The 24,547-nt window shown below is 48.8% G+C and carries 21 protein-coding genes; 9 read left to right on the plus strand and 12 right to left on the minus strand.

Going from position 1 to position 24,547, the window contains the following annotated elements:
* Positions 1–29: 29 nt before the first annotated feature.
* A complete protein-coding gene (nifJ, locus tag HU143_RS11325; protein WP_023227544.1) occupies positions 30–3,554 on the minus strand; it encodes a pyruvate:ferredoxin (flavodoxin) oxidoreductase in 3,525 nt (1,174 codons plus the stop codon).
* 60 nt (positions 3,555–3,614) lie between these two features.
* On the minus strand, positions 3,615–3,926 hold the full coding sequence (locus HU143_RS11330) for a hypothetical protein (RefSeq protein ID WP_031606699.1): 312 nt from the start codon (positions 3,924–3,926) through the stop codon (positions 3,615–3,617).
* Here HU143_RS11330 and HU143_RS11335 point away from each other — a divergent pair.
* Positions 3,830–4,096: a DUF333 domain-containing protein gene (locus tag HU143_RS11335; protein WP_001200679.1), complete on the plus strand. Its 267-nt coding sequence runs from the start codon at positions 3,830–3,832 to the stop codon at positions 4,094–4,096. The two genes, HU143_RS11330 and HU143_RS11335, sit on opposite strands and share 97 nt — an antisense overlap.
* Before the next feature lie 43 nt (positions 4,097–4,139).
* Here HU143_RS11335 and hslJ read toward each other — a convergent pair whose 3' ends face one another.
* The gene (gene hslJ / locus HU143_RS11340; protein WP_000725242.1) at positions 4,140–4,550 is read right to left on the minus strand and encodes a heat shock protein HslJ; all 411 of its coding nucleotides are present in this window, start codon (positions 4,548–4,550) and stop codon (positions 4,140–4,142) included.
* Between the two features lie 110 nt (positions 4,551–4,660).
* Positions 4,661–5,650, minus strand: coding sequence for a D-lactate dehydrogenase (gene ldhA / locus HU143_RS11345; RefSeq protein WP_000762206.1), 990 nt, complete (start codon positions 5,648–5,650; stop codon positions 4,661–4,663).
* Positions 5,651–5,889: 239 nt separating this feature from the next.
* Here ldhA and HU143_RS11350 point away from each other — a divergent pair, with 239 nt between their 5' ends.
* The 4 genes from HU143_RS11350 to HU143_RS11365 all read left to right on the plus strand — a co-directional run bounded on the left by HU143_RS11350 (position 5,890) and on the right by HU143_RS11365 (position 9,638).
* Positions 5,890–8,526 carry a YdbH family protein gene (locus HU143_RS11350; RefSeq protein ID WP_023227543.1) on the plus strand — a complete coding sequence of 879 codons (2,637 nt, stop codon included), beginning with the start codon at positions 5,890–5,892 and terminating at the stop codon, positions 8,524–8,526.
* Positions 8,526–8,717 carry a YnbE family lipoprotein gene (locus HU143_RS11355; RefSeq protein WP_000784063.1) on the plus strand — a complete coding sequence of 64 codons (192 nt, stop codon included), beginning with the start codon at positions 8,526–8,528 and terminating at the stop codon, positions 8,715–8,717. Before HU143_RS11350 ends, HU143_RS11355 begins: the two co-directional genes overlap by 1 nt.
* Before the next feature lie 7 nt (positions 8,718–8,724).
* A complete protein-coding gene (locus HU143_RS11360; RefSeq protein WP_000760345.1) occupies positions 8,725–9,048 on the plus strand; it encodes a YdbL family protein in 324 nt (107 codons plus the stop codon).
* Positions 9,049–9,188: 140 nt separating this feature from the next.
* Positions 9,189–9,638 (plus strand): GFA family protein, encoded by a 450-nt coding sequence (locus HU143_RS11365; RefSeq protein WP_001518898.1) that lies wholly within the window; start codon positions 9,189–9,191, stop codon positions 9,636–9,638.
* Here HU143_RS11365 and azoR read toward each other — a convergent pair.
* Positions 9,635–10,240 (minus strand): FMN-dependent NADH-azoreductase, encoded by a 606-nt coding sequence (gene azoR / locus HU143_RS11370; RefSeq protein WP_000048924.1) that lies wholly within the window; start codon positions 10,238–10,240, stop codon positions 9,635–9,637. The genes HU143_RS11365 and azoR overlap by 4 nt on opposite strands.
* 200 nt (positions 10,241–10,440) lie before the next feature.
* On the opposite strand from azoR, the gene hrpA reads away from it, so the two are divergent.
* From hrpA to cybB, 3 genes are all read left to right on the plus strand, one after another.
* Entirely contained in the window at positions 10,441–14,343 is a 3,903-nt protein-coding gene (hrpA, locus tag HU143_RS11375) for an ATP-dependent RNA helicase HrpA (RefSeq protein WP_024148217.1), read from the plus strand.
* 63 nt (positions 14,344–14,406) lie between these two features.
* Positions 14,407–15,207, plus strand: coding sequence for a YdcF family protein (locus HU143_RS11380; RefSeq protein WP_001098505.1), 801 nt, complete (start codon positions 14,407–14,409; stop codon positions 15,205–15,207).
* A 116-nt stretch (positions 15,208–15,323) separates the two neighbouring features.
* Positions 15,324–15,854 (plus strand): cytochrome b561, encoded by a 531-nt coding sequence (gene cybB, locus HU143_RS11385; RefSeq protein WP_023227541.1) that lies wholly within the window; start codon positions 15,324–15,326, stop codon positions 15,852–15,854.
* A 270-nt stretch (positions 15,855–16,124) separates the two neighbouring features.
* Here the strand turns inward: cybB and HU143_RS11390 are convergent, their stop codons facing one another.
* The 6 genes from HU143_RS11390 to HU143_RS11415 form a co-directional block, all read right to left on the minus strand.
* A complete protein-coding gene (locus tag HU143_RS11390; protein WP_000683309.1) occupies positions 16,125–16,787 on the minus strand; it encodes a class I SAM-dependent methyltransferase in 663 nt (220 codons plus the stop codon).
* A gap of 463 nt (positions 16,788–17,250) precedes the next feature.
* On the minus strand, positions 17,251–18,801 hold the full coding sequence (locus tag HU143_RS11395) for a glycosyltransferase family 39 protein (protein WP_023227540.1): 1,551 nt from the start codon (positions 18,799–18,801) through the stop codon (positions 17,251–17,253).
* 136 nt (positions 18,802–18,937) lie between these two features.
* Positions 18,938–19,618, minus strand: coding sequence for an amino acid ABC transporter permease (locus tag HU143_RS11400; RefSeq protein WP_023227539.1), 681 nt, complete (start codon positions 19,616–19,618; stop codon positions 18,938–18,940).
* On the minus strand, positions 19,615–20,346 hold the full coding sequence (locus HU143_RS11405) for an amino acid ABC transporter ATP-binding protein (RefSeq protein ID WP_001196336.1): 732 nt from the start codon (positions 20,344–20,346) through the stop codon (positions 19,615–19,617). Before HU143_RS11405 ends, HU143_RS11400 begins: the two co-directional genes overlap by 4 nt.
* 24 nt (positions 20,347–20,370) lie before the next feature.
* Complete coding sequence (locus tag HU143_RS11410; protein ID WP_000094446.1) at positions 20,371–21,018, minus strand: amino acid ABC transporter permease; 648 nt, start codon at positions 21,016–21,018, stop codon at positions 20,371–20,373.
* A 6-nt stretch (positions 21,019–21,024) separates the two neighbouring features.
* Complete coding sequence (locus HU143_RS11415) at positions 21,025–21,786, minus strand: transporter substrate-binding domain-containing protein (RefSeq protein ID WP_000949380.1); 762 nt, start codon at positions 21,784–21,786, stop codon at positions 21,025–21,027.
* A 909-nt stretch (positions 21,787–22,695) separates the two neighbouring features.
* On the opposite strand from HU143_RS11415, the gene HU143_RS11420 reads away from it, so the two are divergent.
* Positions 22,696–23,040, plus strand: coding sequence for a DUF1294 domain-containing protein (locus HU143_RS11420; RefSeq protein ID WP_023227538.1), 345 nt, complete (start codon positions 22,696–22,698; stop codon positions 23,038–23,040).
* Positions 23,041–23,160: 120 nt separating this feature from the next.
* On the opposite strand, the gene sseJ is transcribed toward HU143_RS11420, so the two are convergent.
* Positions 23,161–24,387 (minus strand): SPI-2 type III secretion system effector SseJ, encoded by a 1,227-nt coding sequence (gene sseJ, locus HU143_RS11425; RefSeq protein WP_001131430.1) that lies wholly within the window; start codon positions 24,385–24,387, stop codon positions 23,161–23,163.
* Between the last annotated feature and the right edge of the window lie 160 nt (positions 24,388–24,547).

The following is a 24,547-nucleotide window of genomic DNA, read 5'->3' on the forward strand; positions in this document are numbered from 1 at the left end:
TGTTTCCAGGTTAATCCTTAGAATATTTTTTAATCTGCGCCGGGTTTTTCCGCTTTTCCTGCCAGCAAGGCAAGAAAGTCATAGCGTTTTTGCAAATCCAATGCGGCATCTCGCCATAATTGTTCAGCTACTTCAGGCTGTTGCGCATTCAGGCGACGGAAACGCTGTTCATTAAGCAACGTTTCCGCCAGGGCATCAGACGGTGGCCGAGAGTCCAGCGCCAGCGGCGGCTTGCCTTCATCCGCACGGCGGGGATCAAAGCGGTATAACGGCCAGAAACCGGTCGCCGTTAACTGGCGCATCTGGTCATGGCTTAGCGCCAGATCGTAGCCATGTTCCTCACAGGGACTATAGGCAATGATCAGCGACGGTCCTGGCCAGGCTTCGGCCTCCTGGATGGCTTTCACCGTCTGGTTTAACTGCGCGCCCAGCGAAATTTGCGCGACATAAACATGACCATACATCATCATGCTGACGCCAAGATCTTTACGGGCTTTACGCTTGCCATGTTCGCCAAACTTAGTGACGGCGCCAAGCGGCGTCGCCTTCGACGCCTGGCCGCCAGTATTGGAATAACACTGCGTATCCAGAACCAGAATATTGACATTCTCCGTCAGGCTTAACACATGGTCTAAACCGCCAAAGCCGATGTCGTATGCCCAACCATCGCCGCCAATCAGCCAGATTGATTTTTCTACCAGCGCATCAGCATCTTTTAACAGTTCCTCTGCGCCCGCAACCGATTTCAGATGTTGGCGTAATGCGGCGACCTGTTCACGCCGAACGTCAGGCGTTGCTTCGGCATGCAGCGCATCGTTTAATTCCGCCGGAATGCGATCGGCGAATTGCGCCAGTAAACGCATGACGCGCGCCCGGTGCTGATCCACACTCAGACGGAAACCGAGGCCAAATTCCGCGTTATCTTCAAATAGCGAATTCGCCCACGCCGGGCCGCGTCCGTTGGCATCGGTGGTATAAGGCGTAGAGGGTAAGTTACCGCCGTAAATAGAGGAACACCCCGTGGCGTTAGCGATTAACATTCTGTCGCCATATAACTGAGTCAGCAGTTTAATATACGGCGTTTCACCGCAGCCGGAACAGGCGCCGGAATATTCAAACAGCGGCGTAATGAGCTGCGATGTGCGGATATCAATCCGTTCCAGTTTGCTGCGATCGATTTCCGGCAAGTCGAGGAAGAAGTCATAATTCACTTTCTCTTCTTCCACATGCTCAAGGCGCGACATCATGTTAATCGCCTTGATCTGTGGATTTTGCCGATCTTTAGCCGGGCAGACCTCTACGCATAAATTACAGCCAGTACAGTCTTCCGGCGCGACCTGCAGCACATATTTCTGGCCGCGCATATCGCGGGACTTCACGTCCAGCGAATGCAGACTGGCTGGCGCGTTCTCCATCGCCTGCGGGGAAACGACTTTCGCACGAATCGCCGAGTGAGGGCAGGCGGCGACGCAGTGATTACATTGTGTACACAGTTCCTCTTTCCAGACAGGAATCTCTTCGGCGATATTGCGTTTTTCCCAGCGGGTGGTGCCCATTGGCCATGTTCCGTCCGGCGGCAGGGCGGAAACAGGCAGTGCGTCGCCAAGGCCCGCCAACATGGCGGCGGTAACGGTTTTCACGAAATCCGGCGCGGCGTCGGAGACGACCGGCGGGCGATGCGCGCTGTGCGGATTAACCGCCTGCAACGGCACTTCCGCCAGCGATTCCTGCGCCAGAGCCAATGCCTGCCAGTTACGCTCAACCAGATCCTGACCTTTGCTGCTATAGCTTTTGACAATCGCGCCCTGCAGCTCAACCAGGGCGCTATCGCCCGGAAGAATATGCGTCAGGTGGAAGAAAGCCATTTGCATGACGGTATTGATGCGGGCGCCAAGTCCACATTCGCGGGCGATTTTCGCCGCGTTAACCACGTAAAAACGCGCCTTTTTCTGATTCAACACCGCCTGAACTTCTTGCGGCAGACGCGACCAGACCTCGTCGGCGCTGTACGGCGTATTAAGCAGAAAGATACCGCCTGGCTTCAGACGCTCCGCCATCTGATATTTATCGATAAACTGTAATTGATGGCAGCCGACAAAATCCGCCTGAGCAATTAAGTAAGCGGAACGAATGGGTTTTTCGCTGACGCGCAGGTGCGATACCGTGAGTCCGCCAGCTTTTTTAGAGTCATAAACGAAATAACCTTGCGCATACCACGGCGTAGAATTACCGATGATTTTAATATTATTTTTCGTGGCGGATACGCTACCGTCGCTTCCCAGACCGTAAAATAACGCTTCCAGTTTAGCGCTGCCGGGCAGGGTATTTTCCGGTAATGGCAGCGAGAGATTAGTGACGTCATCATAAATGCCCACCGTAAACCGTGGTTTGGGTTTCGCGCGGCTGAGTTCATTAAAGACCGCCAGTACGCACGCCGGGCCGAACTCTTTGGATGATAGCCCATAACGGCCGCCAATGGTGCGCGGCAATGTTTCGCGCTCGCCATTATTAAAGGCCTCCGCCAGTGCGGTCATCACGTCCAGATAAAGCGGCTCGGCCTGCGCGCCAGGCTCTTTGGTGCGATCCAGCACGGCGATAGCGCGAACGGTTTCCGGTAATGCCTGTAACAAATGTTTGGCGGAGAAGGGGCGGAACAGACGGACTTTCAGAACGCCGACCTTTTCTCCGCGTATCAGTAGCTCGTCCACGACCTCTTCGCAGGTGCCGAGGGCGGAGCCCATCATAATGATGACGCGTTCAGCCTGGGGATGGCCATAATATTCAAATGGCTGGTACTGACGGCCCGTAGCGTCGCCAAATGCCTTCATCGCCTCTTCAACATGATCATAAACGGCGTTGTACCACGGGTTGGTCGCTTCGCGAGACTGGAAGTAGGTGTCCGGATTCGCTGAAGTTCCACGAATCACCGGATGTTCCGGATTCAGCGCGCGGGCGCGGTGAGCGTCGATCTCCGCCTGCGGCATCAGGTTCAGAATGGTTTCATCCGTTAGCGGTATAATTTTGTTGATTTCATGCGATGTACGGAAGCCATCAAAAAAATGAATAAACGGAACGCGGCTTTTCAGCGTAGCCCTGTGTGCGATCAGCGCAAAATCCTGCGCTTCCTGAACGCTGGCGGCGCATAACATCGCGCAGCCTGTCTGGCGGACCGCCATCACATCGGAATGGTCGCCAAAAATAGAAAGCGCGTGTGTGGCGACGGTGCGCGCGGCAACGTGCAGTACAAACGGCGTGAGCTGCCCCGCCAGTTTATACAGCGTTGGAATCATCAGCAGCAGCCCCTGCGATGATGTAAATGACGTAGAAAGCGAACCGGTTTGTAACGCACCGTGAACGGCGGCGATCGCGCCGCCTTCCGACTGCATCTCTACCACACGCGGCGTATCGCCCCAGACATTTTTAAGCCCATTGCCGGCCCAGACATCCGCTTGTTCAGCCATTGTTGAACTGGGCGTAATCGGGTAAATGGCGATAACCTCGCTGGTACGGAACGCCACCGACGCTACTGCGCCATTACCGTCAATCGTTTGCATATGACACCCTTACATTGCGCAAAAAAGAGGGACACGCATAATCGTGAGCGTATCCTGTAGTTATCCTTTTATTTTAGCAAAGCCCTTCAAGCCCCATTTTCGCTTTTGTGTCCCTGGCGGGAGGAGAATGGCGATTTCTTGCCGAAAAGACGTAAAAAATTGCCAATAAATGTTAATGAAGCGCATAAATGCGCGCTTTGCCTCTCGACGCGTCAGTTTCTGCTGCCTATTATTTAGGGCGGTGTCGTTTGGATGAATAAACAGAGGGGAGAGAAATGCGCGCAGCGTTTTGGGTGGGATGTGCCGCGTTATTATTATCGGCTTGCAGTAGCGAACCTGTTCAGCAGGCAACCGCGGCGCATGTTTCGCCAGGGATGAAAGCGGCGATGTCCAGCGCCGGCGAAGCGAATTGCGCTATGATTGGCGGTTCGCTTTCAGCGGCCCGGCAGCTTGATGGTTCAGTAATTGGTATGTGCGCGCTACCCAACGGCAAACGTTGTAGCGAACAGTCGCTTGCCGCCGGAAACTGCGGGAGTTATTAAGCGCGGCGTTTCGCCTGACGCGTATAACTTTTCACTTAATGGCTTAGTGCGCTAAATCCGCCAGTTTATACATTAGCGTTGTTTCTGCCGTCGCCAGCGTTAATTGGTTCGCGGTTAAATCGACCTGCGCGCCTTTGCTGAAGAGCTCGCTGAGGGTGCCGTCCAGCGCATTAAGCTGCGGATCGGCGCACATCATTCGGGTCATCGCTAAATTTTTCACTTTTAATTCGCCGTCCGACAGTTTTCCTTCGCCGGTGAATTGATTGCACATTTTGCCGGATACCGTCATGTCCTCGCCAAAGCTGAGCTCCGGGCCGGTGACCGTTTTACCGTTTACGCTTTCCAGAACAAAGCGGTGGTGCTCCAGTTGCTCGCGTTTGACGGACACTTTTCCACTGCTCACACACCCTGTCATTATGATGCTCAGGGCGACCAGCGTGACGATTTTCTTCATTGATATTCTCTGTAATCTGATAGTTAACACTGACTATAGTAATGATATGACCGGATAGATCTTCAGGGGTTATCCGAAAATGCTCCCCTGAGCGCAGGGGAGCGACAGGATTAGAACAGCGCGTTCGGGCAGGCTTCGCCCTTCTCAAGCTGGCTTAAGTTTTGTAACGTGGTTTCAGAGATGCTGATCAGCGCTTCTGCGGTCAGGAATGCCTGGTGCCCCGTAAACAGTACGTTATGGCAGGCCGACAGACGGCGGAAAACATCATCCTGGATAACATCGTTTGACTTATCTTCAAAGAACAGGTCGCGTTCGTTTTCATACACATCCATCCCCAGCGAGCCGATTTTCTGATTCTTCAGAGCTTCGATAGCCGCCTGGGAATCAATCAGCGCGCCACGACTGGTATTAATGACCATAACGCCATTTTTCATTTGGTCGAATGCCGCATGGTTCAGTAAATGGTAGTTTTCCGGCGTGAGCGGGCAGTGCAGGGAAATGACATCCGATTCGGCAAACAACGTTTGCAGATCCACATACTCTACGCCGAGGTCAAGCGCGGCGGTGCTGGGATAGGGATCAAACGCCAGTAAACGCATTCCAAAGCCTTTCAGGATACGCAGCGCGGCGACGCCGATTTTACCGGTACCAATGACGCCAGCGGTTTTTCCGTGCATAGTAAAGCCGGTCAGTCCCTCAAGGGAAAAGTTAGCGTCGCGGGTGCGTTGATAAGCGCGGTGAATACGGCGGTTCAATGTCATCATCATGCCAATCGCATGTTCAGCGACGGCTTCCGGAGAATAAGCCGGCACGCGGACCACCTGCAAACCGAGCTCTTTAGCGGCATCCAGGTCGACATTATTAAATCCGGCGCAACGCAGCGCGATGTATTTCACGCCGTGTTTTTTCAGCTCTTCCAGTACCGGTCGGCTCCCGTCGTCATTCACGAAGATACAAACTGCTTCACATCCATTGGCGGTTTTCGCCGTTTTCTCGGTTAGCAGAAAATCAAAAAACTCCAGTTCAAAACCGAACGCTTCGTTCACTTGCTGTAGATATTTCTTGTCATACTGTTTGGTACTATAGACGGCGAGTTTCATATGACCTTCTCCAGTGATGTTAGAATCACACAAATATGCTTAAAATTATCTTACAAAAAATCAAAAATAATTGATAGTCATACATATAATGAATAATTTTAGGTTATCATTCTCCACAACGCCTCAAATAGCCGGAGGGCGCCCCTGCAACATGAACTATTAGGCTATGTACGGGCAATCATGCCAAAATAAAGAGATAGCCGACTGAATTTTTCGTTAAATCAGGAAATTAATGGCCCATGAAGGGTAAATATAAAGCCGCCCTTGCGCTACTGTTACTGCTGATTCTTGTCCCTCTGACGCTACTGATGACCCTCGGGCTGTGGGTTCCCACTCTGGCGGGAATTTGGCTACCCGTCGGTACCCGTATCGCTCTGGAACAAAGTCCACGCCTGACACGTCATGGGTTAGTGATTCCCGATCTTCGCTATCTGGTCAATGATTGTTCGTTAGCGCATATTACCCAGGCGGAACTGACGCATCCCAGCCGTTGGTTGCTGAATATTAAAAGCCTCAAACTGGATGCCGCGTGCCTGGCGAAACTGCCCGCTACGGAAGCTTCTCCCGCCGCGCCGCGTACGCTGGCGCAGTGGCAGTCAATGCTGCCCAATACCTGGATTAACATCGATAATGTCATTCTCGCGCCCTGGCCGGAATGGCAGGGCAAGCTGGCTATCTCCATGACGCCGGTCATTCAGCAGATACGTTATCAGGGCGAAAAAGTAAAATTTCAAGGGCAGCTACGCGGTCAGGCATTGACGGTGAGCCAACTGGAGATCGCCGCGCTGGCCAACCAGCCTCCCGTTAGCCTGGCGGGGGAGTTTATGTTGCCGCTGGTACCGGATGGCCTGCCGGTCAGCGGTCATGCGGCAGCGACCTTGCGTCTGCCGCAGGAACCGTCGCTGGTGGATGCGGAACTGGAGTGGCGTGATAACGCCGGACAGCTCATCGTGATGGCGCGAGGTAATCCTGACCCGATTCTCGATCTCCCCTGGGCGGTAACGCGTCAGCGGCTTACCATCAGCGATGGCCGCTGGAACTGGCCATATCAGGGATTCCCCTTGAGCGGACGTCTGGCTTTTAATATCGATAACTGGCAAGCCGGGCCGGATAATGCGCGAGTCAGCGGACGCCTGAATATTCTGACCCAGGGCGATGCCGGTAAAGCGAACGCTGTACTGACTATCGGCCCGGGAAAACTCAGCATGGATAGCAGTGAGATGCCTCTACAGCTTACCGGCGAGGCTAAACAGAAGGATTTAATCTTTTATGCCGTATTGCCCGCTATGTTCCGCGGCAGTCTGGCCGATCCGCAGCTCACCTTTGCACCTGGCGCATTGCTACGCTCGCGCGGACGGGTGATTGATGCGTTAGATATTGATGAAATTCGTTGGCCGCTGGCGGGCGTTAAGGTGACGCCGCGCGGCGTTGATGGCCGATTACAGGCTATTTTACGGGCGCACGAAAATGAGATGGGCGATTTCGTTCTTCATCTTGATGGCCTGGCGAATGATTTTCTCCCTGATGCTGGTCGCTGGCGGTGGCGCTATTGGGGGCAAGGAAGCTTTACGCCAATGCGCGCCCACTGGGATATTGCCGGACAGGGCGAATGGCATGATAACACCATCAGGTTGACCAGTTTGTCCACCGGTTTTGATCAGTTGCACTATGGCGCAATGACCGTCACATCGCCAAGACTGGCGCTGAATAAACCTATTGTCTGGGTTCGCGACGCCACAACGCCGTCGCTACAGGGCGCGCTGTCTCTGGAGGCGGGAAAAACCGTATTTACCAGCGGGAGCGTGCTGCCGCCTTCTACCCTTAATTTTAGCGTTGAAGGGCGCGAGCCAACCCTGTTCCAGTTTAAAGGCGACCTTCGGGCGGGGGCGATAGGGCCGGTACGGCTGAATGGGCGCTGGGATGGCGAACGCCTTCGCGGACAGGCCTGGTGGCCGAAGCAGTCGCTTATCGTTTTCCAGCCGTTGCTTCCACCAGACTGGAAAATGACGCTGCGCGAAGGCTCACTGTATGCGCAGGTGGCTTTTTCCGCCGCACAGGGGCAGGGGTTTGAAGCGGGTGGACACGGCGTGTTAAAAGGCGGCAGTGCCTGGATGCCGGATAACAAAATCAACGGCGTCGATTTCATTCTGCCATTTCGCTTCCACAACGGCGCGTGGCAATTGGGGACGCGCGGGCCCGTCTCGCTGCGTATTGCCGGGATAGTTAACCAGGTCACGGCGAAAAATATCACTGCTGATTTACAGGGCGGTTATCCCTGGAGCGAGTCGAATCCATTACTGCTAAGCGATGTCAGCGTAGACGTGCTGGGCGGTCAAATCATTATGAAACAGTTGCGAATGCCGCAGCACGACCCGGCGCTTTTGCGGGTGCAAAATATTTCATCCAGCGAATTGATTAGCGCCATAAATCCAAAGCAATTCGCCATGTCTGGTCCGGTTAGCGGTGCGCTGCCGCTGTGGCTGAACAATGAAAAATGGATAATCAAAGATGGCTGGCTTACGAATCCCGGGCCAATGACGTTGCGTATCGATAAAGATACTGCGGATGCGGTGGTGAAGGATAATGTTACGGCAGGCTCGGCGATTAACTGGCTACGTTATATGGAGATTACGCATTCGTGGACGAAAATTAACGTTGATAACCTGGGCGTACTAACGATGCAGGCGGCCATTACCGGCAAAAGCCGGGTAGATGGTAAAACCGCGATCGTTAACTTGAACTATACCCATGAAGAAAATGTGTTTACGCTGTGGCGCAGTTTGCGTTTTGGCGACAATTTACAGGCATGGCTTGAACAAAATACAGCGTTGCCGCAACCTCCTTGCCGGAAAGACAAGGACTGTGAGGATAAATAATGAAAATGAGTATTGCCATGCTGTCAGCGCTTGCGTCATTTATCGTGGTGGGGTGCACGCCACGTATTGAAGTCGCCGCGCCGGAACAGCCGATTACCATCAACATGAATGTAAAGATCGAGCATGAAATACATATCAAAGTCGATAAAGACGTTGAAGAACTCCTGAAATCACGCAGCGATCTATTCTGAGGCCATAATGAAAAAGTATTTAATACTATGGGTGCTGACGCTGAGCTTGCTCACACCTTCTGTGTGGGCCTTAACCCTGGATGAAGCGCGCACGCAGGGCCGGGTTGGGGAAACGCTGAATGGCTATCTGGTGGCCTTAAAGAATGATGCCGAAACCCAGAAACTGGTGCTTGATATTAATCACGCCCGTCGCGCCAGTTATCAGCAGTTAGCGGATAGCAATCATCTCCCCGTAGACGAGGTGGCGAAGATGGCAGGGCAAAAACTGGTTGAGCGCGCCAGGCCGGGAGAATATGTCCAGGGAATTAATGGCAAATGGATGCGTAAATAACCGCTTCCCGACAATTTTTTTACCGCAAAATGCATTTTTATATGGGTAATTTTTGAATACGAAGGTCGTTTACATTAGGCGAACCGGAAGGCTATTTCTATACTGTTGGCTGGTATCACTATTCGCGAGAGTAACCAGGTATGACGTCTGAAAAGTTATCTGCTGCCTGCCATTGTGGCAGCGTCGTGTTTACCGTTCAACTTAGCGATGGGTTTCATACCGCCAGGCGCTGCAACTGTTCCTTTTGCCGGATGCGCGGAGCGGTGGCAGTGTCTGCGCCGCTATCGGGTATTAAAGTGCTAAAAGGGCAGGATAAGCTTACCGAATATCGCTTCAATACGGGCAAGGCGGTGCATTTTTTCTGTTCGGTATGCGGGATATATACTTTTCATCAGCGCCGATCCAATCCCGATCAATATGGGGTCAATGTGGCGTGCATCGAAAATGTGTCGCCTTTTGATTTCGCCTGCGTTGAAGTCAATGATGGGGTAACGCATCCCAGCGATGGCGGCAGTAGCGGCGTGGTAGGATATTTGCGCTACGAACCTAAGAAGTCACCTCCCGTCGAAACGGGAGGCAAAAATATTTAAGCGGCCACTACGCTGTCAATCGCGGCTTTTGCATCGGCCTGAGCTTTAGCCGCCACTTCCGGCCCGTAGGCGATGCCTTCGGCAAAGACAAAATTCACGTCGGTGATACCGATAAAACCAAGGAACACTTTCAGGTAAGGCGCAATCAAATCCGTCGGGGTGTCTTTATGGATACCGCCGCGGCTGGAGAGAACCACCGCGCGTTTGCCGGTTACCAGACCTTCCGGGCCTTTTTCGGTATAGCGGAAAGTGATACCGGCGCGGGCAATCAGATCAAAGTAGTTTTTCAGCTGCGTCGGGATATTGAAATTGTACATCGGCGCCGCAATAACGATGACGTCGTGGGCTTTCAGTTCAGCAATGAGTTCATCAGACAGCGCCAGAGCGTCCTGTTGACGTGGCGTTAAAGGCGCATCGCCCGGACGCATCGCGCCCACCAGCTCGCCATCCAGCACCGGAACAGGGTTGGCCGCCAGATCGCGGACAGTAATTTCATCTGCGACGTGTTTTTCGCGCCATTGTTCAATAAAATAGTCAGTCAACTGACCAGACTGAGAGTACCCTGCCAGAATACTGGATTTAAGAACTAATACCTTGCTCATGGGTGTTTCCTTTTATGTGTTTGAAGGGGCGTGCCCCGTTGCTTGTTGACACTTTATTCACAAATATGTCGCAGGGATAGCGCAATATATCGAACCCTTTGTTCGAAATTATTGAACAACACAAAAAAAGCCCCAATGTGGTACTCTATACCTATCATTTAAAACGATTTTAAACAGGCAGAATGCTGCCCAAGAGCTTTATGACTGAACAATCTACGTTGACGCTTCAGGTGTTACAGCAGCGGCTGGATGCACTGATGCTGCGCGACAAACAGCGCTTTTCGCGCCGCCTGCATGGCGTAAAGAAAGTAAAAAATCCTGATGCGCAACAGGCCATTTTCCAGACGATGGCGAAAGAAATTGAACAGGCTGCGACGCAGGTCGCTCTCCGCGAAGCGGCGCGCCCCTCAATCACTTATCCGCAAAATCTGCCTGTTAGCCAGAAGAAACAGGACATTCTGGAAGCGGTCCGCGATCATCAGGTGGTGATCGTGGCAGGGGAAACCGGTTCCGGTAAAACTACCCAGTTGCCGAAAATTTGTATGGAGCTGGGACGCGGAATTAAAGGACTTATTGGACATACTCAACCGCGTCGCCTGGCGGCGCGCACCGTCGCTAACCGCATTGCCGAAGAGTTGCAAACGGAGCCAGGCGGCTGCATCGGCTATAAAGTTCGTTTCAGCGATCATGTCAGTAGCAACACCATGGTCAAACTGATGACGGACGGTATCCTGCTGGCGGAAATCCAGCAGGACAGGCTATTGATGCAGTATGACACCATCATTATTGATGAAGCGCATGAACGCAGCCTGAATATTGACTTCTTGCTCGGCTATCTGAAAGAGCTTCTGCCGCGTCGTCCCGATCTGAAAGTGATTATTACCTCTGCGACCATCGACCCGGAACGCTTCTCGCGCCACTTTAATAACGCGCCGATTATCGAAGTCTCTGGCCGAACGTATCCCGTAGAAGTTCGTTATCGCCCCATCGTGGAAGAGGCTGACGACACTGAACGCGATCAGCTACAGGCAATTTTCGACGCTGTCGATGAACTGGGGCGTGAAAGTCCCGGCGATATTCTGATTTTTATGAGCGGAGAGCGGGAAATCCGCGATACCGCCGACGCCCTGAACAAGCTGAACTTACGGCATACCGAAGTGTTGCCGCTGTATGCACGCTTGTCGAACAGCGAACAGAACCGCGTTTTCCAGTCGCACAGCGGACGCCGTATCGTGCTGGCGACTAACGTGGCGGAAACCTCGCTGACGGTGCCGGGTATCAAGTATGTGATCGATCCTGGCACTGCGCGCATCAGCCGCTACAGCTACCGCACTAAAGTGCAGCGCCTGCCGATTGAACCGATCTCACAGGCTTCCGCCAACCAGCGTAAAGGGCGTTGCGGACGCGTATCGGAAGGGATTTGCATTCGTCTGTATTCGGAAGATGACTTTTTGTCACGTCCGGAATTTACCGACCCGGAAATTCTACGTACTAACCTGGCGTCGGTTATTTTGCAGATGACCGCCCTGGGGCTGGGTGACATCGCCGCCTTCCCGTTTGTCGAAGCGCCGGATAAGCGCAATATTCAGGATGGCGTGCGTTTGTTGGAAGAGCTGGGGGCGATTACCGCCGACGAACAGCAAACGGCATATAAGCTGACGCCGCTGGGCCGACAATTATCCCAGTTGCCGGTCGACCCGCGCCTGGCGCGTATGGTTCTGGAAGCGCAAAAGCATGGCTGTGTGCGCGAAGCGATGATCATTACTTCCGCACTCTCTATTCAGGATCCGCGCGAGCGCCCAGTGGATAAGCAGCAGGCTTCCGATGAGAAACACCGGCGTTTCCATGATAAGGAGTCCGATTTTCTGGCGTTTGTTAACCTGTGGAATTACCTCGGCGAGCAACAAAAGGCCCTGTCGTCGAATCAATTCCGCCGTCTGTGTCGCACCGACTATCTGAACTATTTACGCGTGCGTGAGTGGCAGGATATCTATACCCAACTGCGTCAGGTGGTAAAGGAACTGGGGATTCCGGTAAACAGCGAACCCGCAGCGTACCGGGAAATTCACGTTGCGTTGTTAACGGGGCTGTTGTCGCATATCGGGATGAAAGATGCCGATAAACAAGAGTACACCGGCGCGCGTAACGCCCGATTCTCTATTTTCCCCGGATCCGGTTTATTCAAAAAACCGCCGAAATGGACAATGGTCGCCGAGCTGGTGGAAACCAGCCGTTTGTGGGGGCGCATCGCTGCCCGCATTGAGCCAGAATGGGTGGAACCGGTAGCCCAGCACCTGATTAAACGTTCATATAGCGAACCGCACTGGGAGCGGGCGCAAGGCGCGGTGATGGCGACGGAAAAGGTTACTGTCTACGGTCTGCCGATTGTCGCCGCGCGCAAGGTGAATTATAGCCAGATTGACCCGGCGTTGTGTCGCGAGTTGTTTATCCGCCATGCGCTGGTGGAGGGGGACTGGCAAACCCGTCACGCCTTCTTCCGTGAGAATCTAAAATTGCGTGCGGAAGTCGAGGAACTTGAGCACAAATCTCGCCGCCGCGATATCCTGGTGGATGACGATACCCTGTTTGAGTTTTATGACCAGCGTATTAGCCATGACGTTATTTCCGCCCGCCACTTTGATAGTTGGTGGAAAAAAATCAGCCGCGAGACGCCGGATCTGCTCAACTTTGAAAAAAGTATGCTGATTAAAGAAGGCGCGGAAAAAATCAGCAAACTGGATTACCCGAATTTCTGGCACCAGGGCAATCTCAAGCTGCGTTTGAGCTATCAGTTTGAACCGGGCGCGGATGCTGACGGCGTGACCGTCCATATTCCGTTGCCGCTACTTAACCAGGTTGACGAGAGCGGTTTTGAATGGCAGATCCCAGGGCTGCGCCGTGAATTAGTTATTGCGCTGATTAAATCGTTGCCAAAACCGGTACGTCGCAACTTTGTTCCGGCGCCAAACTATGCTGAAGCGTTTTTAGGTCGCGTAACGCCGCTGGAGCTGCCGCTGCTGGACGCTCTGGAGCGTGAACTGCGCCGGATGACCGGCGTCACGGTCGATCGGGAAGACTGGCATTGGGATCAGGTGCCCGAGCATCTGAAAATCACGTTTCGCGTGGTGAATGACAAAAACAAGAAACTGCAGGAAGGGCGTTCGCTCGCCGAGCTTAAAAATGCGCTGAAAGGCAAAGTGCAGGAGACGCTCTCGGCGGTAGCGGATGACGGCATTGAGCAGAGCGGGCTGCATATCTGGAGTTTCGGCGAGCTGCCGGAAAGCTACGAACAGAAACGCGGTAATTATAAAGTGAAGGCGTGGCCGGCGTTAGTGGATGAGCGTGACAGCGTCGCTATCAAATTGTTTGATAATCCGCTGGAACAACAACAGGCGATGTGGTGCGGTTTACGCCGTCTGCTGTTGCTCAATATTCCTTCACCGATTAAGTATCTGCATGAGAAATTGCCGAATAAAGCCAAGCTGGGGCTGTACTTTAACCCGTACGGCAAAGTACTGGAATTGATTGATGACTGTATTGCCTGCGGGGTAGATAAACTGATAGATGCCAACGGCGGGCCGGTGTGGAGCGAAGCAGGTTTCACCGCGCTGCACGAAAAGGTACGCGCCGAGCTGAATGATACTGTGGTGGATATCGCGAAGCAGGTTGAGCGCATCCTGACGACCGTATTCAATATCAATAAGCGTCTGAAAGGGCGGGTGGATATGAGCATGGCGTTGGGGCTTTCCGATATCAAGGCGCAGATGAGCGGTCTGGTATACCGTGGTTTTGTGACTGGCAACGGCTTTAAACGTCTCGGCGATACGCTGCGTTATCTGCAGGCAATTGAAAAGCGGCTGGAGAAACTGGCTGTCGATCCGCACCGCGATCGGGCGCAAATGCTGAAAGTCGAAAGCGTCCAGCAGGCGTGGCAACAATGGATAAATAAATTGCCTCCAGCGCGTCGCGAAGATGATGATGTTAAAGAGATCCGTTGGATGATTGAAGAACTGCGTGTCAGTTATTTCGCCCAACAGCTCGGTACGCCTTATCCTATTTCCGATAAGCGTATTTTACAGGCCATGGATCAGATTACGGCCTAAAAAGCCAGGCGACGATGTCTTTCAAAGAGATCCGGTACAAGTTCGGAACAAAAAGGAGGAATTATGAATACAACGCCATTTCCGGCGCTCTCTGCGGAAACATTGCTGGCGGTGAATACCGTCGGACAGTGGCTGGCGCAAAATGATTTTTCCGGCGAACAACCTTATTCGTCGGATTGCGTCGTCCTGGCGGGCAATGCGGTGATCCCCACTATCGACGCGGCCTGTCGCATCGCCAAAGCGCAAGGCGTTCCTTTACTGATTAGCGGTGGTATAGGTCATTCGACGCCGTTTTTGTACGCCGTGATTGCCCGGCATCCGCGCTACCATACTATTCGCACAACCGGACGCGCTGAAGCCGCTATCCTCGCGGATATCGCGAACCAGTTCTGGCATATTCCGGCTGAGAAAATTTGGCTGGAAGATCGGTCAACTAATTGCGGCGAAAATGCCCGTTTCTCCTGCGCACTGATCCGTCAGGCGAAAGAAAACATTAACACGGCTATCGTTGTGCAAGACCCCACCATGCAGCGGCGCACTATCGCGGCGTTTCGGCGCGTGACAAACGACGACACCGATGCGCCGCGCTGGCTGAGTTTTCCTGGTTTTGTTCCGGTACTGCGCCACCTTAACGGCGGTACACGTTTTGCCAACGTTGAAGAGGGCATCTGGACGGTGGAGCGTTATCTGTCTCTGATTGCCGGCGAGCTGCCACGTTTGCGTGACGATGAAACAGGGTATGGACCGCGTGGTAAAGATTTTATCATTCACGTTGATATCCCACGCGATATTGAAAAGGCATGGCAGGTATTGCAGGCAGATACTACGTTGCGCAGTGCGTTAGAACAGAGAGCTTTACGCTAAAAATCGCCCGTTTGCGAGGGTGAACGGGCAAGTGCGACCACCATTTCATAAATTTGATGAATTATTTATAAAAGCTGGTTATGTTGTCGCTTTACGGTTTTCATTCAGGACGCGCTATGGGCAATAAGTATTCCGGCCTGCAAATTGGTATTCACTGGTTAGTCTTTTTTCTGGTTATTGTGACTTACGCCGCGATGGAGCTACGCGGTTTTGCGCCGCGTAGTTATCGGCCCTGGTTTAATATGACGCATGTTTCATGTGGTATCACTATTTTGCTTTTAATGGTGGCGCGCTTGATTATTCGGCTGAAATATCCCACGCCGCCCATTGTTCCTCGTCCAAAACCGATGATGACCGGAATGGCGCATTTAGGACATCTGGTGATTTACCTGTTATTTATCGTGCTGCCTGTTATTGGTCTGGTCATGATGTATAACCGCGGCAATCCCTGGGTCGCATTTGGCATTACTATGCCGCATGCCGCCGAAGCTAACTTTGAACGCGTAGATATGCTGAAATCCTGGCACGTCACGCTGGCGAATCTGGGCTATTTTGTTATTGGACTTCATGCCATCGCTGCTTTGATGCATCACTATTTCTGGAAAGACAATACGCTGTTACGGATGATGCCGCGTAAGCGTAACTGACCGTCCTGTATGACGTTTGCTACAGGCGGGGTTAACTGCTTTAGGCAAACAAGGCATCTATCAGAGGGGATGGCGTATTCCATACAGAAAACGCCTGCGTCTAACCAGGACCCGTGACGCAGGCGAAGGAGGACGGGTCTACATCGGAAGCGGGTATTATACTTATTTGTATGACAAATAAAATAAACAATTACTATTCCGTAATCCAATGTTTAATCAACGGGTTAAACCCACATGATCGCGCTGCCGACCGCCCGGAAGTGCCTACACTTACAATGAACGTGGCATAGTGGCGGAAAATAGCGCAACGGCGCCATGTTGCTCCAAAGTCACCTTAGCGAAATGTTCGTCCAACACGCTGCGTAACGTATCGGCTGAATCATTGGTATTACTGAATATTCCTTTCTTGTTATAAACAGCCATTAATTTCTTACCAAAAGCATTGTGAGGAACCTCTTTGCCCAGAATCGTGGCGCCAAAAAGTGTGCCGCCGGGTTTAAGCGCCATACCGGCATTTTTAATTGCCTTCGCTTTTGTTGTCATCTCACCGGGTAAGCAGTGCAGAAGATAGTACATCGAAACGGAATCGAAGCGCCCGTGCCAGTCCGCCGGGAACGTGTCGAAAACATCGTGTTGTAGTGTGGCGCGGATTTTCGTATTACCCACTCGGCTGGCGGCTATTTTCAGGCTATCCGGATTTAAATCCATCAGCGAAATGGCATGAGTCGCAGGTGCATGTTTCAGGTAATAACCTGTACCTACGCCAATATCCAGGTGAGTCTCGCCCATGTGATGCAGGAAGAAAGGAAGTAGTCGCGTATCAGTAGGACACTTCCATGCATATTTGTTTGAGATATTGAGTACCCACCAGTCATATAAGCTAAGCGTGAATGGGTTATAGACTTTTGCGCCTGATTGTTGTGTATGCTTCATTGTTCTCTCACTAAATAATTTCGCGCTGGAATTAAAACAACGAAGCAATCGTTAGGCAAGCATTAATCAGGTGAGTGAGTAATTTAATACGATGAATAAAGGCGATATTATGAATTAAGCAGCTATCTTAAAGAATATAGAGGATAATAATAGCTGATAAATGAATTGGACAGTCATATTATTATAAGCTGACGATTAATAATCGTTAATATAAATATATTAAGCCTTATGATAATAGCAATGCAATTAAATGCATGAGGAACAATATTTATTCATACACATAAAGCGATTATTGCACATTAATTGATATTTTAAATGTTACGCTGAGATAGCCATCTTTATTTAATATCACCTACCTGGAGGCGATATGATTGAGGTTTTTGAAGCGTTTGGCTGGACCTTACTTTTAGGCGGTCTGGCAGTGGCAGTACTGTTTATCACTGCACTGGATAGAAAACGGTAATCATTGCATTTGACGCGCCTGTTGAGTTGGTATTACAAATAATTGTACCTGAAATCTACCACTTTTGAAGTTTGCGATATTTTGCCATTCTGACGGCAAGGGGTAATCCTGACTGAAGTTACCGCCGCTTATCAACCAGACACGATGGTAACTTTTTGAAAGCGTTGTCAGAGTATCAATATATGTCTGATCGGCTTGCGCATAAAACAGTGAACCAAAGCCATAGGCATTCGGTCTGCCTGATGTTCCGTGTGCGTTAGGCGGTGTATAAAGAAACGTACGATAATCTCGCTTATTATAATACACATAACTTAAATAATCGAACATTTTACTGACTACCACGGCATCATTAGGCTGGTGGCGGGTATTAATATAGTTTACCAGTGGTTTAAACTCGTCTATGTGCTCAGGGTTATTATGATAGAAACCATAGCCGAATAATAAGGTGAATAAGATAAACCAGAAGCCACAAACCGCTTTTTTTGCGCGGGTAAGTAATACCGCGAGCAGGGGAGGAATGCTCAGCGATGAGAAGAAGAAATAACGATCGATAAATAACGGCATCCACCAGGAAATGATGAAGACCAGCATTACAGGGATGACCAGATTACAAAATAATATCAGCTGATATCTTTCATATTCTCCGTTGCATAAAGATATTCGCCCCACAGTACCGATAAAACCTCCCACAGCCAGCCACAGAATGAACGACGGAAAACCCTGTCCGTTGTTTCCGGTAAAAAAATGCCAGTACATCGCAGGCAGGTCACGCCATGTTACGGGGGGAATCCAACCGATATCATTACCGGCTCTCAACTGCGCCAGATGAGTCAGTAAATTAAACAATACGGGCAACCAGGGGAGATAAGCGACAGCAATCGCCAGGTTAGCAAACCACCAGCCAGGAAGTTTAAGGTAGCAGGCCGTTTTATGGCTTTGGCAGGATAATATTGTTACTGCGATCCAGTGGGCAATAAGTGCAAATAGGGTGAAATAATGGGTGTAAAAGCTGAACGTCATAAGTAAAGCATACGCGACAAGGTAGCGATTATGGGTGGGTGTTTTTATCCACATCATCAATGCTAACGCGGCAGCGAGCGTTAGCATTCCCATTAACGCGTACATGCGCGTTTCTTGACTGTAATGAACTGCCATCGGCATCAAGGCGGCGAACCATCCCGCCAATAAGGCTGTACGTTCATTTGCCAACCATCGCGTAAGCGCGATAACCAGCACAACTGTCAGGATCCCAAAGAGTAGACTGAGAGAGCGTACCGCTGCAATGCTATCACCCCATAATATCATCCAGTCATGCAGTAACAGATAATAAAGCGGGGGATGCACGTCAAAAGCGGCATGGAATAGCAGATTATCTACGCTATGTCGACTAATCAGCACGCTGGATGCTTCGTCACACCAAAGGTAGCGGTCAGTTAAAAACAGCAACCGTATAAGGACGGAGAATATGACAATGAGACAAACATGATATTTATACTTTATTTTTCTTAACCCATCGCCGGGCTGCCATATTGATAGTTGTGGTAGCGCCATAATATCCTCAATGGAGTAAGACTTAGACCAGAATGGACACCTAACGCAATAATGAAGGTTAAAATCTTAACCAACACTAAATAAAAATAACTTTGATAATGTCAGCGATGAATTAATCAGAATAGTGCAGTGCAACTCAGTAATCCTGACCGTAATGGCGAAGCAGTCTATGCTCTAAAAACCGGGTCAAACCGACGATAAAGGTAACGCCAATAAGATACACTATGGCGGCAAAAAGGTAAGCATGGAAGAATTTAAAGCTAGTTGCAGCAACCTCCTGAATTCGCGCGAAAAACTCAGTATATTGGATAAGAAAAACGATGGTGCTGTCTTTAAGGTTATTAATCACCTGATTCGTTAAGGCTGGAATGGAAGACAGCAATACCTGAGGCAGTATAATCCACAAAAAGACCTGCCGTTTGTTCAACCCCTGAACGACTGCTGCCTCCGTTTCATACTTATTCAATGCGTTATAGGCCGTTGTCATGTACGCGGCATTATATGCGCCGACATTCAAGGTAAACCCTGTAACCGCCACGGTAAAAGAGGACAGGTGAATGCCAGATTGAGGTAAACCATAATAGATAACAAACAGAATAAGAATGAGTGGCGTACCGATAAAGAAATCCATGTACAGCCGAGTTATGGCTTTTACCATGGGGCGATGGCTCAGGCTCAGAAAAAAAATGATAATTCCCCACAAAAAACCGGTGATGGAAACAATCAGCGCAAGTTTACAGGTTTCTTTAATACCGTCCACAACAAGTGGTAGTTGTTCAGTCAGATCATTAAAGAAGAGAGACCAGCCAGCGATCATCGTTGTGCCTCGCTAAAAAAACAGTGGATATCTGGATCCGTTTCTCGTAAGGCAAGATCGGTAAAAGCGCCTTCTGCACGAATCTTGCCATGATTAAGAAACGTTACGTTATCGCTTAGTAATCTGGCGAGGCGAATATCATGAGTGACGCATAATATAGTGACGCCATTGTCGTGAAGTTGCTTGATCAACATTCCGACTTCACGAGTCATGAGCGGATCAAGCGCAGACGTCGGCTCATCAAAAATAATGAGTTCTGGGTCGGTGACCATTGTACGGGCCAGGGCGACGCGCTGTTGCTGCCCGCCCGATAATTGCGAAGGGTATTTTGCGCTATGCGAGACCATATCAAGTTTTTGTAGCTCATGTAAGGCTTTTTCCCGAGCTAGTTGTCCCGGCATGCCAAACACTTTACATAGGGCAAGGGTAATGTTATCCATGACGTTAAGATGGCGATACAAAGCGTAATTCTGGAAGACACAACCGACTTTTTTTCTGAACTCAAGAATAGTAAATTCCTTGTCATAAATATTTCTCCCGTGAAAATAAATATCACCATAATCAGGCTCTTCTAATCGAAGCAGACAGCGTAAAAGCGTCGTTTTTCCACAACCTGATGGCCCCATGACTACTTTCATGTCTCCCGATTGAATTTTTAGACTAACCGTATCAAGAACCTTTTTTCCTGAATATTCCTTACTTATCTCTTTTAGTTTCAGTAAAGCCATGAGTATCACCTCTATTTTTATGCTTCAACTGATTCGATATTTTTTCTCAAACACTCCGGCCAGAAGAGTAAAAACTTTATAAATAATGAAATATAATACCCCGGCAAGAGTATAGATCTGTAACCCGTTCAGCGTGATGGCTGTCAGTGACATTGCCTGCTTCGTTATTTCAGCGATACCTACAGTATAAGCAAAGGGCGTCGCTTTTAATACAGAAGAAAACTCATTGATAATACCGGGCACAGAAAATCGCAACATCTGTGGCAGTTCAATATTTATTATAACCTGTAATTGACGCATTCCTGCTACTTTCGCTACCGTAATTTCGTATGGCTCAACTAATTTAAGCGCCCCTCTGAACACCTCGGCAAGATAGCTCCCACTGATTAAGCCGACGCTGAGGTTCATGGCCACCAGAGGTGAAACATATATGCCAATCGATGGCAATCCAAAATAAACAAGAAAAACAGCAATAAGTATTGGAATTCCCCGAAGAATAAAGACCAGTACGTCGAGTATCTTCTGTAGTGGAAGGGGGGATAGTCGCCGTAATACGGCGACTGTAAGCCCGAACAAAAACGCTGAGAGAAAACAGGTAAATGTTACAAGCAGCGTATTACCAATCCCTTCCAATAGGAAATAAAAGATAGCCAGCATATTACCTGATGACATAGCTTACTATTTCATCCAGCTATCGACAATGCCAGATATTTTTTGTGGCCCTTGCTCTTTAAGCCATAAGTTGAAATCATCGCGCACGGGAGAGCCTTTCTTAAAGGCAATGCCAAGCTGATCAACATTCTTGAAAACATAACGGCTTTCTATCGGCATCTTTTTCTTATTTTTGAAGGTAAAATAAACCGGCTCTTCTATAAAAGCCAGATCAAGATTGCCATTTTTTAGATCAGCCATCGTCTCATTATAGGTTGGATACAATTTTACTTTACTTAACGAGTAGTATCCTTTGGGCTCCAGATCGTTTTTGATAAGGTCGGAGTAAGCCATTCCTCGAGGGTATCCAATAGAATATTGATTTAATTCATTGAGGTTATTGAGCGTTATTTTATGATTGGCCATACTGACCAGATAAAAAGAGTTGATGTAATAAGGTTCAGAAAAATCAATAACTTTCTTACGTTTATCTGTGATTGAAATTCCCGAAAATGCTACATCTGCCTGACCACTCGCCACTGCGCCAAGCATTCCATCCCAGGCATATTCGGTGATGTTTAGCTTACAATGCCGTGACTGACAGTAAGACGAAAAAAGCTCCAGATCTATCCCCTGTAATTTGCCATCAGCACTTTTAAATAACATAGGTGGAGAGGCCGGTGATACTGCGACATTGAGTGTTCTCCCTTCAACGATGCTATCAGCAAAAGCTGAAGACGACATTATTCCCAACACTATCATCGATAAGCCAATTTTTTTGGATAACATGCTATCTATTTCCTGTGGTAAGGTAATGCGTATTATAAATTAAGCATTAGGGCGTGAACCTGACATTTGCAGGCGTAAAGTACTTAACGTTATGTATTCCATCGCTGTTAACTAATTTAATCAGGAGGTTTGACAGGAATCATCAAAGGGAATGAATTGAATATACCATGAGATATCAACTGGATATGAGTGCAGCGACCCCATGAAAGGTGAAAATGTAAAGATACCATAGACATTAGTATACTGGACATAGTTTATGCTCCATTTACGCATACATATTTACATGATAAGCAGATAAATGCTTCAGTGACGGTGTATTTAATGTCTCTAAGTATCATCTTACCACTCTATCCAGGGCCAATATAAAGACTTATCTTTGCTTGTCAAATACATTTTCTGAGCTAAGTTGATTTGCGTGCTATCTATATTTTCAAGCATATAAATTATTTATCCTATGAACAAACGACAACAAATCAGGAGTTCTGACGATGTTGTTATGTTTATCAAAACGTTAACTTGTTTTAATAGATAATAATCTTAATTCAGAAATATCTGAATGTATGCGGTTGTCGAGATAAAATTCTCAAATTAATATCGTACATCTTATGTAATAAATATAAATACGATAAATAAATCCAAAACTGGGACTGCCAACCGGATAACAAACAGCAATAAAGAGGATTCTCCATTAAGTTATCCTGGCAATGGTTAAGGTGGTAACATTTTCGGTGGCTTTACACATTTTAATCGTGTTCACAACACGTTAATTACCTTATGATTACCATGGTAATTAAAAATGAATCCTAGATGACTCGTTGGCTGAGTGAAAAGAAAATTCTGCATCACATAGGCGCATGTATCGCGTATAATGGGCTCCGATGACCCTAATCATTGCTATGACATAATAATATGTATCTTAACCGCTTTTGTTATTTACTCCTGATCTCCGCTGCGGTCGGAAGCATTTTTACATCGCATCCCGTCGTGATGTGGTTCCTGCTCGCCAATGTGCTAACGCTGGCGATCTACGGTATAGACAAAACGGCGGCACGTAAAACCTGGCGCAGAGTGCCGGAATCCACTTTGTTGGTGTTTGGGGTTGTCGGTGGGTGGCCTGGGGCGATTGTTGGTCAACAACTCTTCCGTCATAAAACGCAAAAGCAGCCATTCAAAACATACTTTATCGTCAGTGTGATAGTGAGTATTTTAGTTACGGTGGCGATTTATCGACTCTATCCATTTTTGTCTTACTGAACATAGACTATGTATCACTTATTGACCAATCGGCAGCAAAGACAACCTCATATTTTCATGCCACCGGCACTATGATATTGAGCTGTGTTTTGCTCAAGACGTACCGCAGTCGATGGAACTTTATTCAGTGGAATAATGATGAGCTATAAAACTTTCTAACATTATGGCAAAACAATGATGGACTTCCTGGGTTGGATGGACAAGGTCGTTGAAGACGTATTGCGGACATATATCTAGCTGAGGGTCTTTAGCCCCGGGAACATGTACATAGCCGTGGTGAGTATAAGGGTTTTCCGTATCATAACCAATATTACTGGCCGCCTCCATTATCACCTTAAATGCATCGGCAGTCTCGTAATAGCATATTTTATGCTGGGGGTATTTTTCTTTTAATTCTTCAACATTAGTTTTTAACAGGGCGTTGTGAGCGATGCTTTCATCCTTAAGCTTTCTTTTTTCATCAGAATGTTTGCCATAAGGTGTTAAAGACAAATCGGGAATCCCCATGACCAGAACATTATTAACTCCACCGGAAATTATTTTTTCAATATCATCAATTTGTTGCTCAACGACCATTATTACATTATCTTTGTGTAGTGTCATATAGTCATTAGCCCCCAATAAAAATATCGCCAGGTCCTGGTGAGAAGGGGTGTAAGATGCGACTTGTCTGTCCGTATTTGATACAAAGTCGCCGATGCAGTTAAAGCAGGAATAGCTTGCCGATGTACTTCCCCCTTCAGCAAAATTAAGCATCTCTTTACCTAAGAAGTGTGGAGATGATAAAAACTCAGTCCAGGTAAATCCATTAGTAAACCTTCCGCCAAAGTATTGACCATAGGAGGGTAAGATATGATGTGTTTTTTCAAACATACGCCCTAAGGAGTCAGACAAGCTGTCGCCAAAAAATACCAGTCTGGTAATATCACCCAAAGAAATATTTTTGGGCTTGGGATGTGATTTATTGATTTCTTTGGCAAGACCAAAAGCTTCCGGATGACATTCAACCTCAATAGATAAAATATTTTCACCATTATCATCTTTAATAATCAACTTATCGGCGTGTTCCTGTGATTCTATAATAAACTGTTCTTTACATCCCTGAGACGCTAAGGCTCGAAGTTTGATGTAGGCTCCGCGAACCTGTACCGGTGTTAGATTCAGTTCCTGATGGTGGTAAAGATTAAAGATACATTCGAGCGCCTCTGCATGGTGGGTGGTAAAGAAATATGCTTTGATTTTCTCCCATAAACTTAATTCCGGAAGGCGTGCGCTTTCTTTTATCGCATTAAATTTTTCAGAACTGATAGATGATGTGAAATAACCCTGTCCAACACTCAATGGCATAGTGTCCTCCTTACTTTATTAAACACGCTTTAGCAAAGCATTAATTAGCAAATATTAGCAAGAAAAGTAATCAGGTAAATGGTGTATATGGAATTGCGCCTTTTTCACAGTTTGTCGCCGTCAATAAAATGTATGCAGTGTTTATTATTTTTCAGCGAAG

This window comes from Salmonella sp. SJTUF14076, assembly GCF_015534835.1.
GTDB lineage: Bacteria > Pseudomonadota > Gammaproteobacteria > Enterobacterales > Enterobacteriaceae > Salmonella > Salmonella enterica.

Coding starts and splice junctions, on each gene's coding strand:
- HU143_RS11415 (WP_000949380.1), bottom strand. CDS start 21,786: ATGTTATCCAAAAAAATTGGCTTATCGATGATAGTGTTGGGAATAATG.
- nifJ (WP_023227544.1), bottom strand. CDS start 3,554: ATGCAAACGATTGACGGTAATGGCGCAGTAGCGTCGGTGGCGTTCCGT.
- HU143_RS11390 (WP_000683309.1), bottom strand. CDS start 16,787: ATGAAGCATACACAACAATCAGGCGCAAAAGTCTATAACCCATTCACG.
- HU143_RS11355 (WP_000784063.1), top strand. CDS start 8,526: ATGAAAATGAGTATTGCCATGCTGTCAGCGCTTGCGTCATTTATCGTG.
- HU143_RS11400 (WP_023227539.1), bottom strand. CDS start 19,618: ATGATCGCTGGCTGGTCTCTCTTCTTTAATGATCTGACTGAACAACTA.
- azoR (WP_000048924.1), bottom strand. CDS start 10,240: ATGAGCAAGGTATTAGTTCTTAAATCCAGTATTCTGGCAGGGTACTCT.
- cybB (WP_023227541.1), top strand. CDS start 15,324: ATGGGCAATAAGTATTCCGGCCTGCAAATTGGTATTCACTGGTTAGTC.
- HU143_RS11350 (WP_023227543.1), top strand. CDS start 5,890: ATGAAGGGTAAATATAAAGCCGCCCTTGCGCTACTGTTACTGCTGATT.
- sseJ (WP_001131430.1), bottom strand. CDS start 24,387: ATGCCATTGAGTGTTGGACAGGGTTATTTCACATCATCTATCAGTTCT.
- HU143_RS11405 (WP_001196336.1), bottom strand. CDS start 20,346: ATGGCTTTACTGAAACTAAAAGAGATAAGTAAGGAATATTCAGGAAAA.
- hslJ (WP_000725242.1), bottom strand. CDS start 4,550: ATGAAGAAAATCGTCACGCTGGTCGCCCTGAGCATCATAATGACAGGG.
- hrpA (WP_024148217.1), top strand. CDS start 10,441: ATGACTGAACAATCTACGTTGACGCTTCAGGTGTTACAGCAGCGGCTG.
- HU143_RS11335 (WP_001200679.1), top strand. CDS start 3,830: ATGCGCGCAGCGTTTTGGGTGGGATGTGCCGCGTTATTATTATCGGCT.
- HU143_RS11360 (WP_000760345.1), top strand. CDS start 8,725: ATGAAAAAGTATTTAATACTATGGGTGCTGACGCTGAGCTTGCTCACA.
- HU143_RS11365 (WP_001518898.1), top strand. CDS start 9,189: ATGACGTCTGAAAAGTTATCTGCTGCCTGCCATTGTGGCAGCGTCGTG.
- HU143_RS11410 (WP_000094446.1), bottom strand. CDS start 21,018: ATGTCATCAGGTAATATGCTGGCTATCTTTTATTTCCTATTGGAAGGG.
- HU143_RS11395 (WP_023227540.1), bottom strand. CDS start 18,801: ATGGCGCTACCACAACTATCAATATGGCAGCCCGGCGATGGGTTAAGA.
- HU143_RS11380 (WP_001098505.1), top strand. CDS start 14,407: ATGAATACAACGCCATTTCCGGCGCTCTCTGCGGAAACATTGCTGGCG.
- HU143_RS11420 (WP_023227538.1), top strand. CDS start 22,696: ATGTATCTTAACCGCTTTTGTTATTTACTCCTGATCTCCGCTGCGGTC.
- ldhA (WP_000762206.1), bottom strand. CDS start 5,650: ATGAAACTCGCCGTCTATAGTACCAAACAGTATGACAAGAAATATCTA.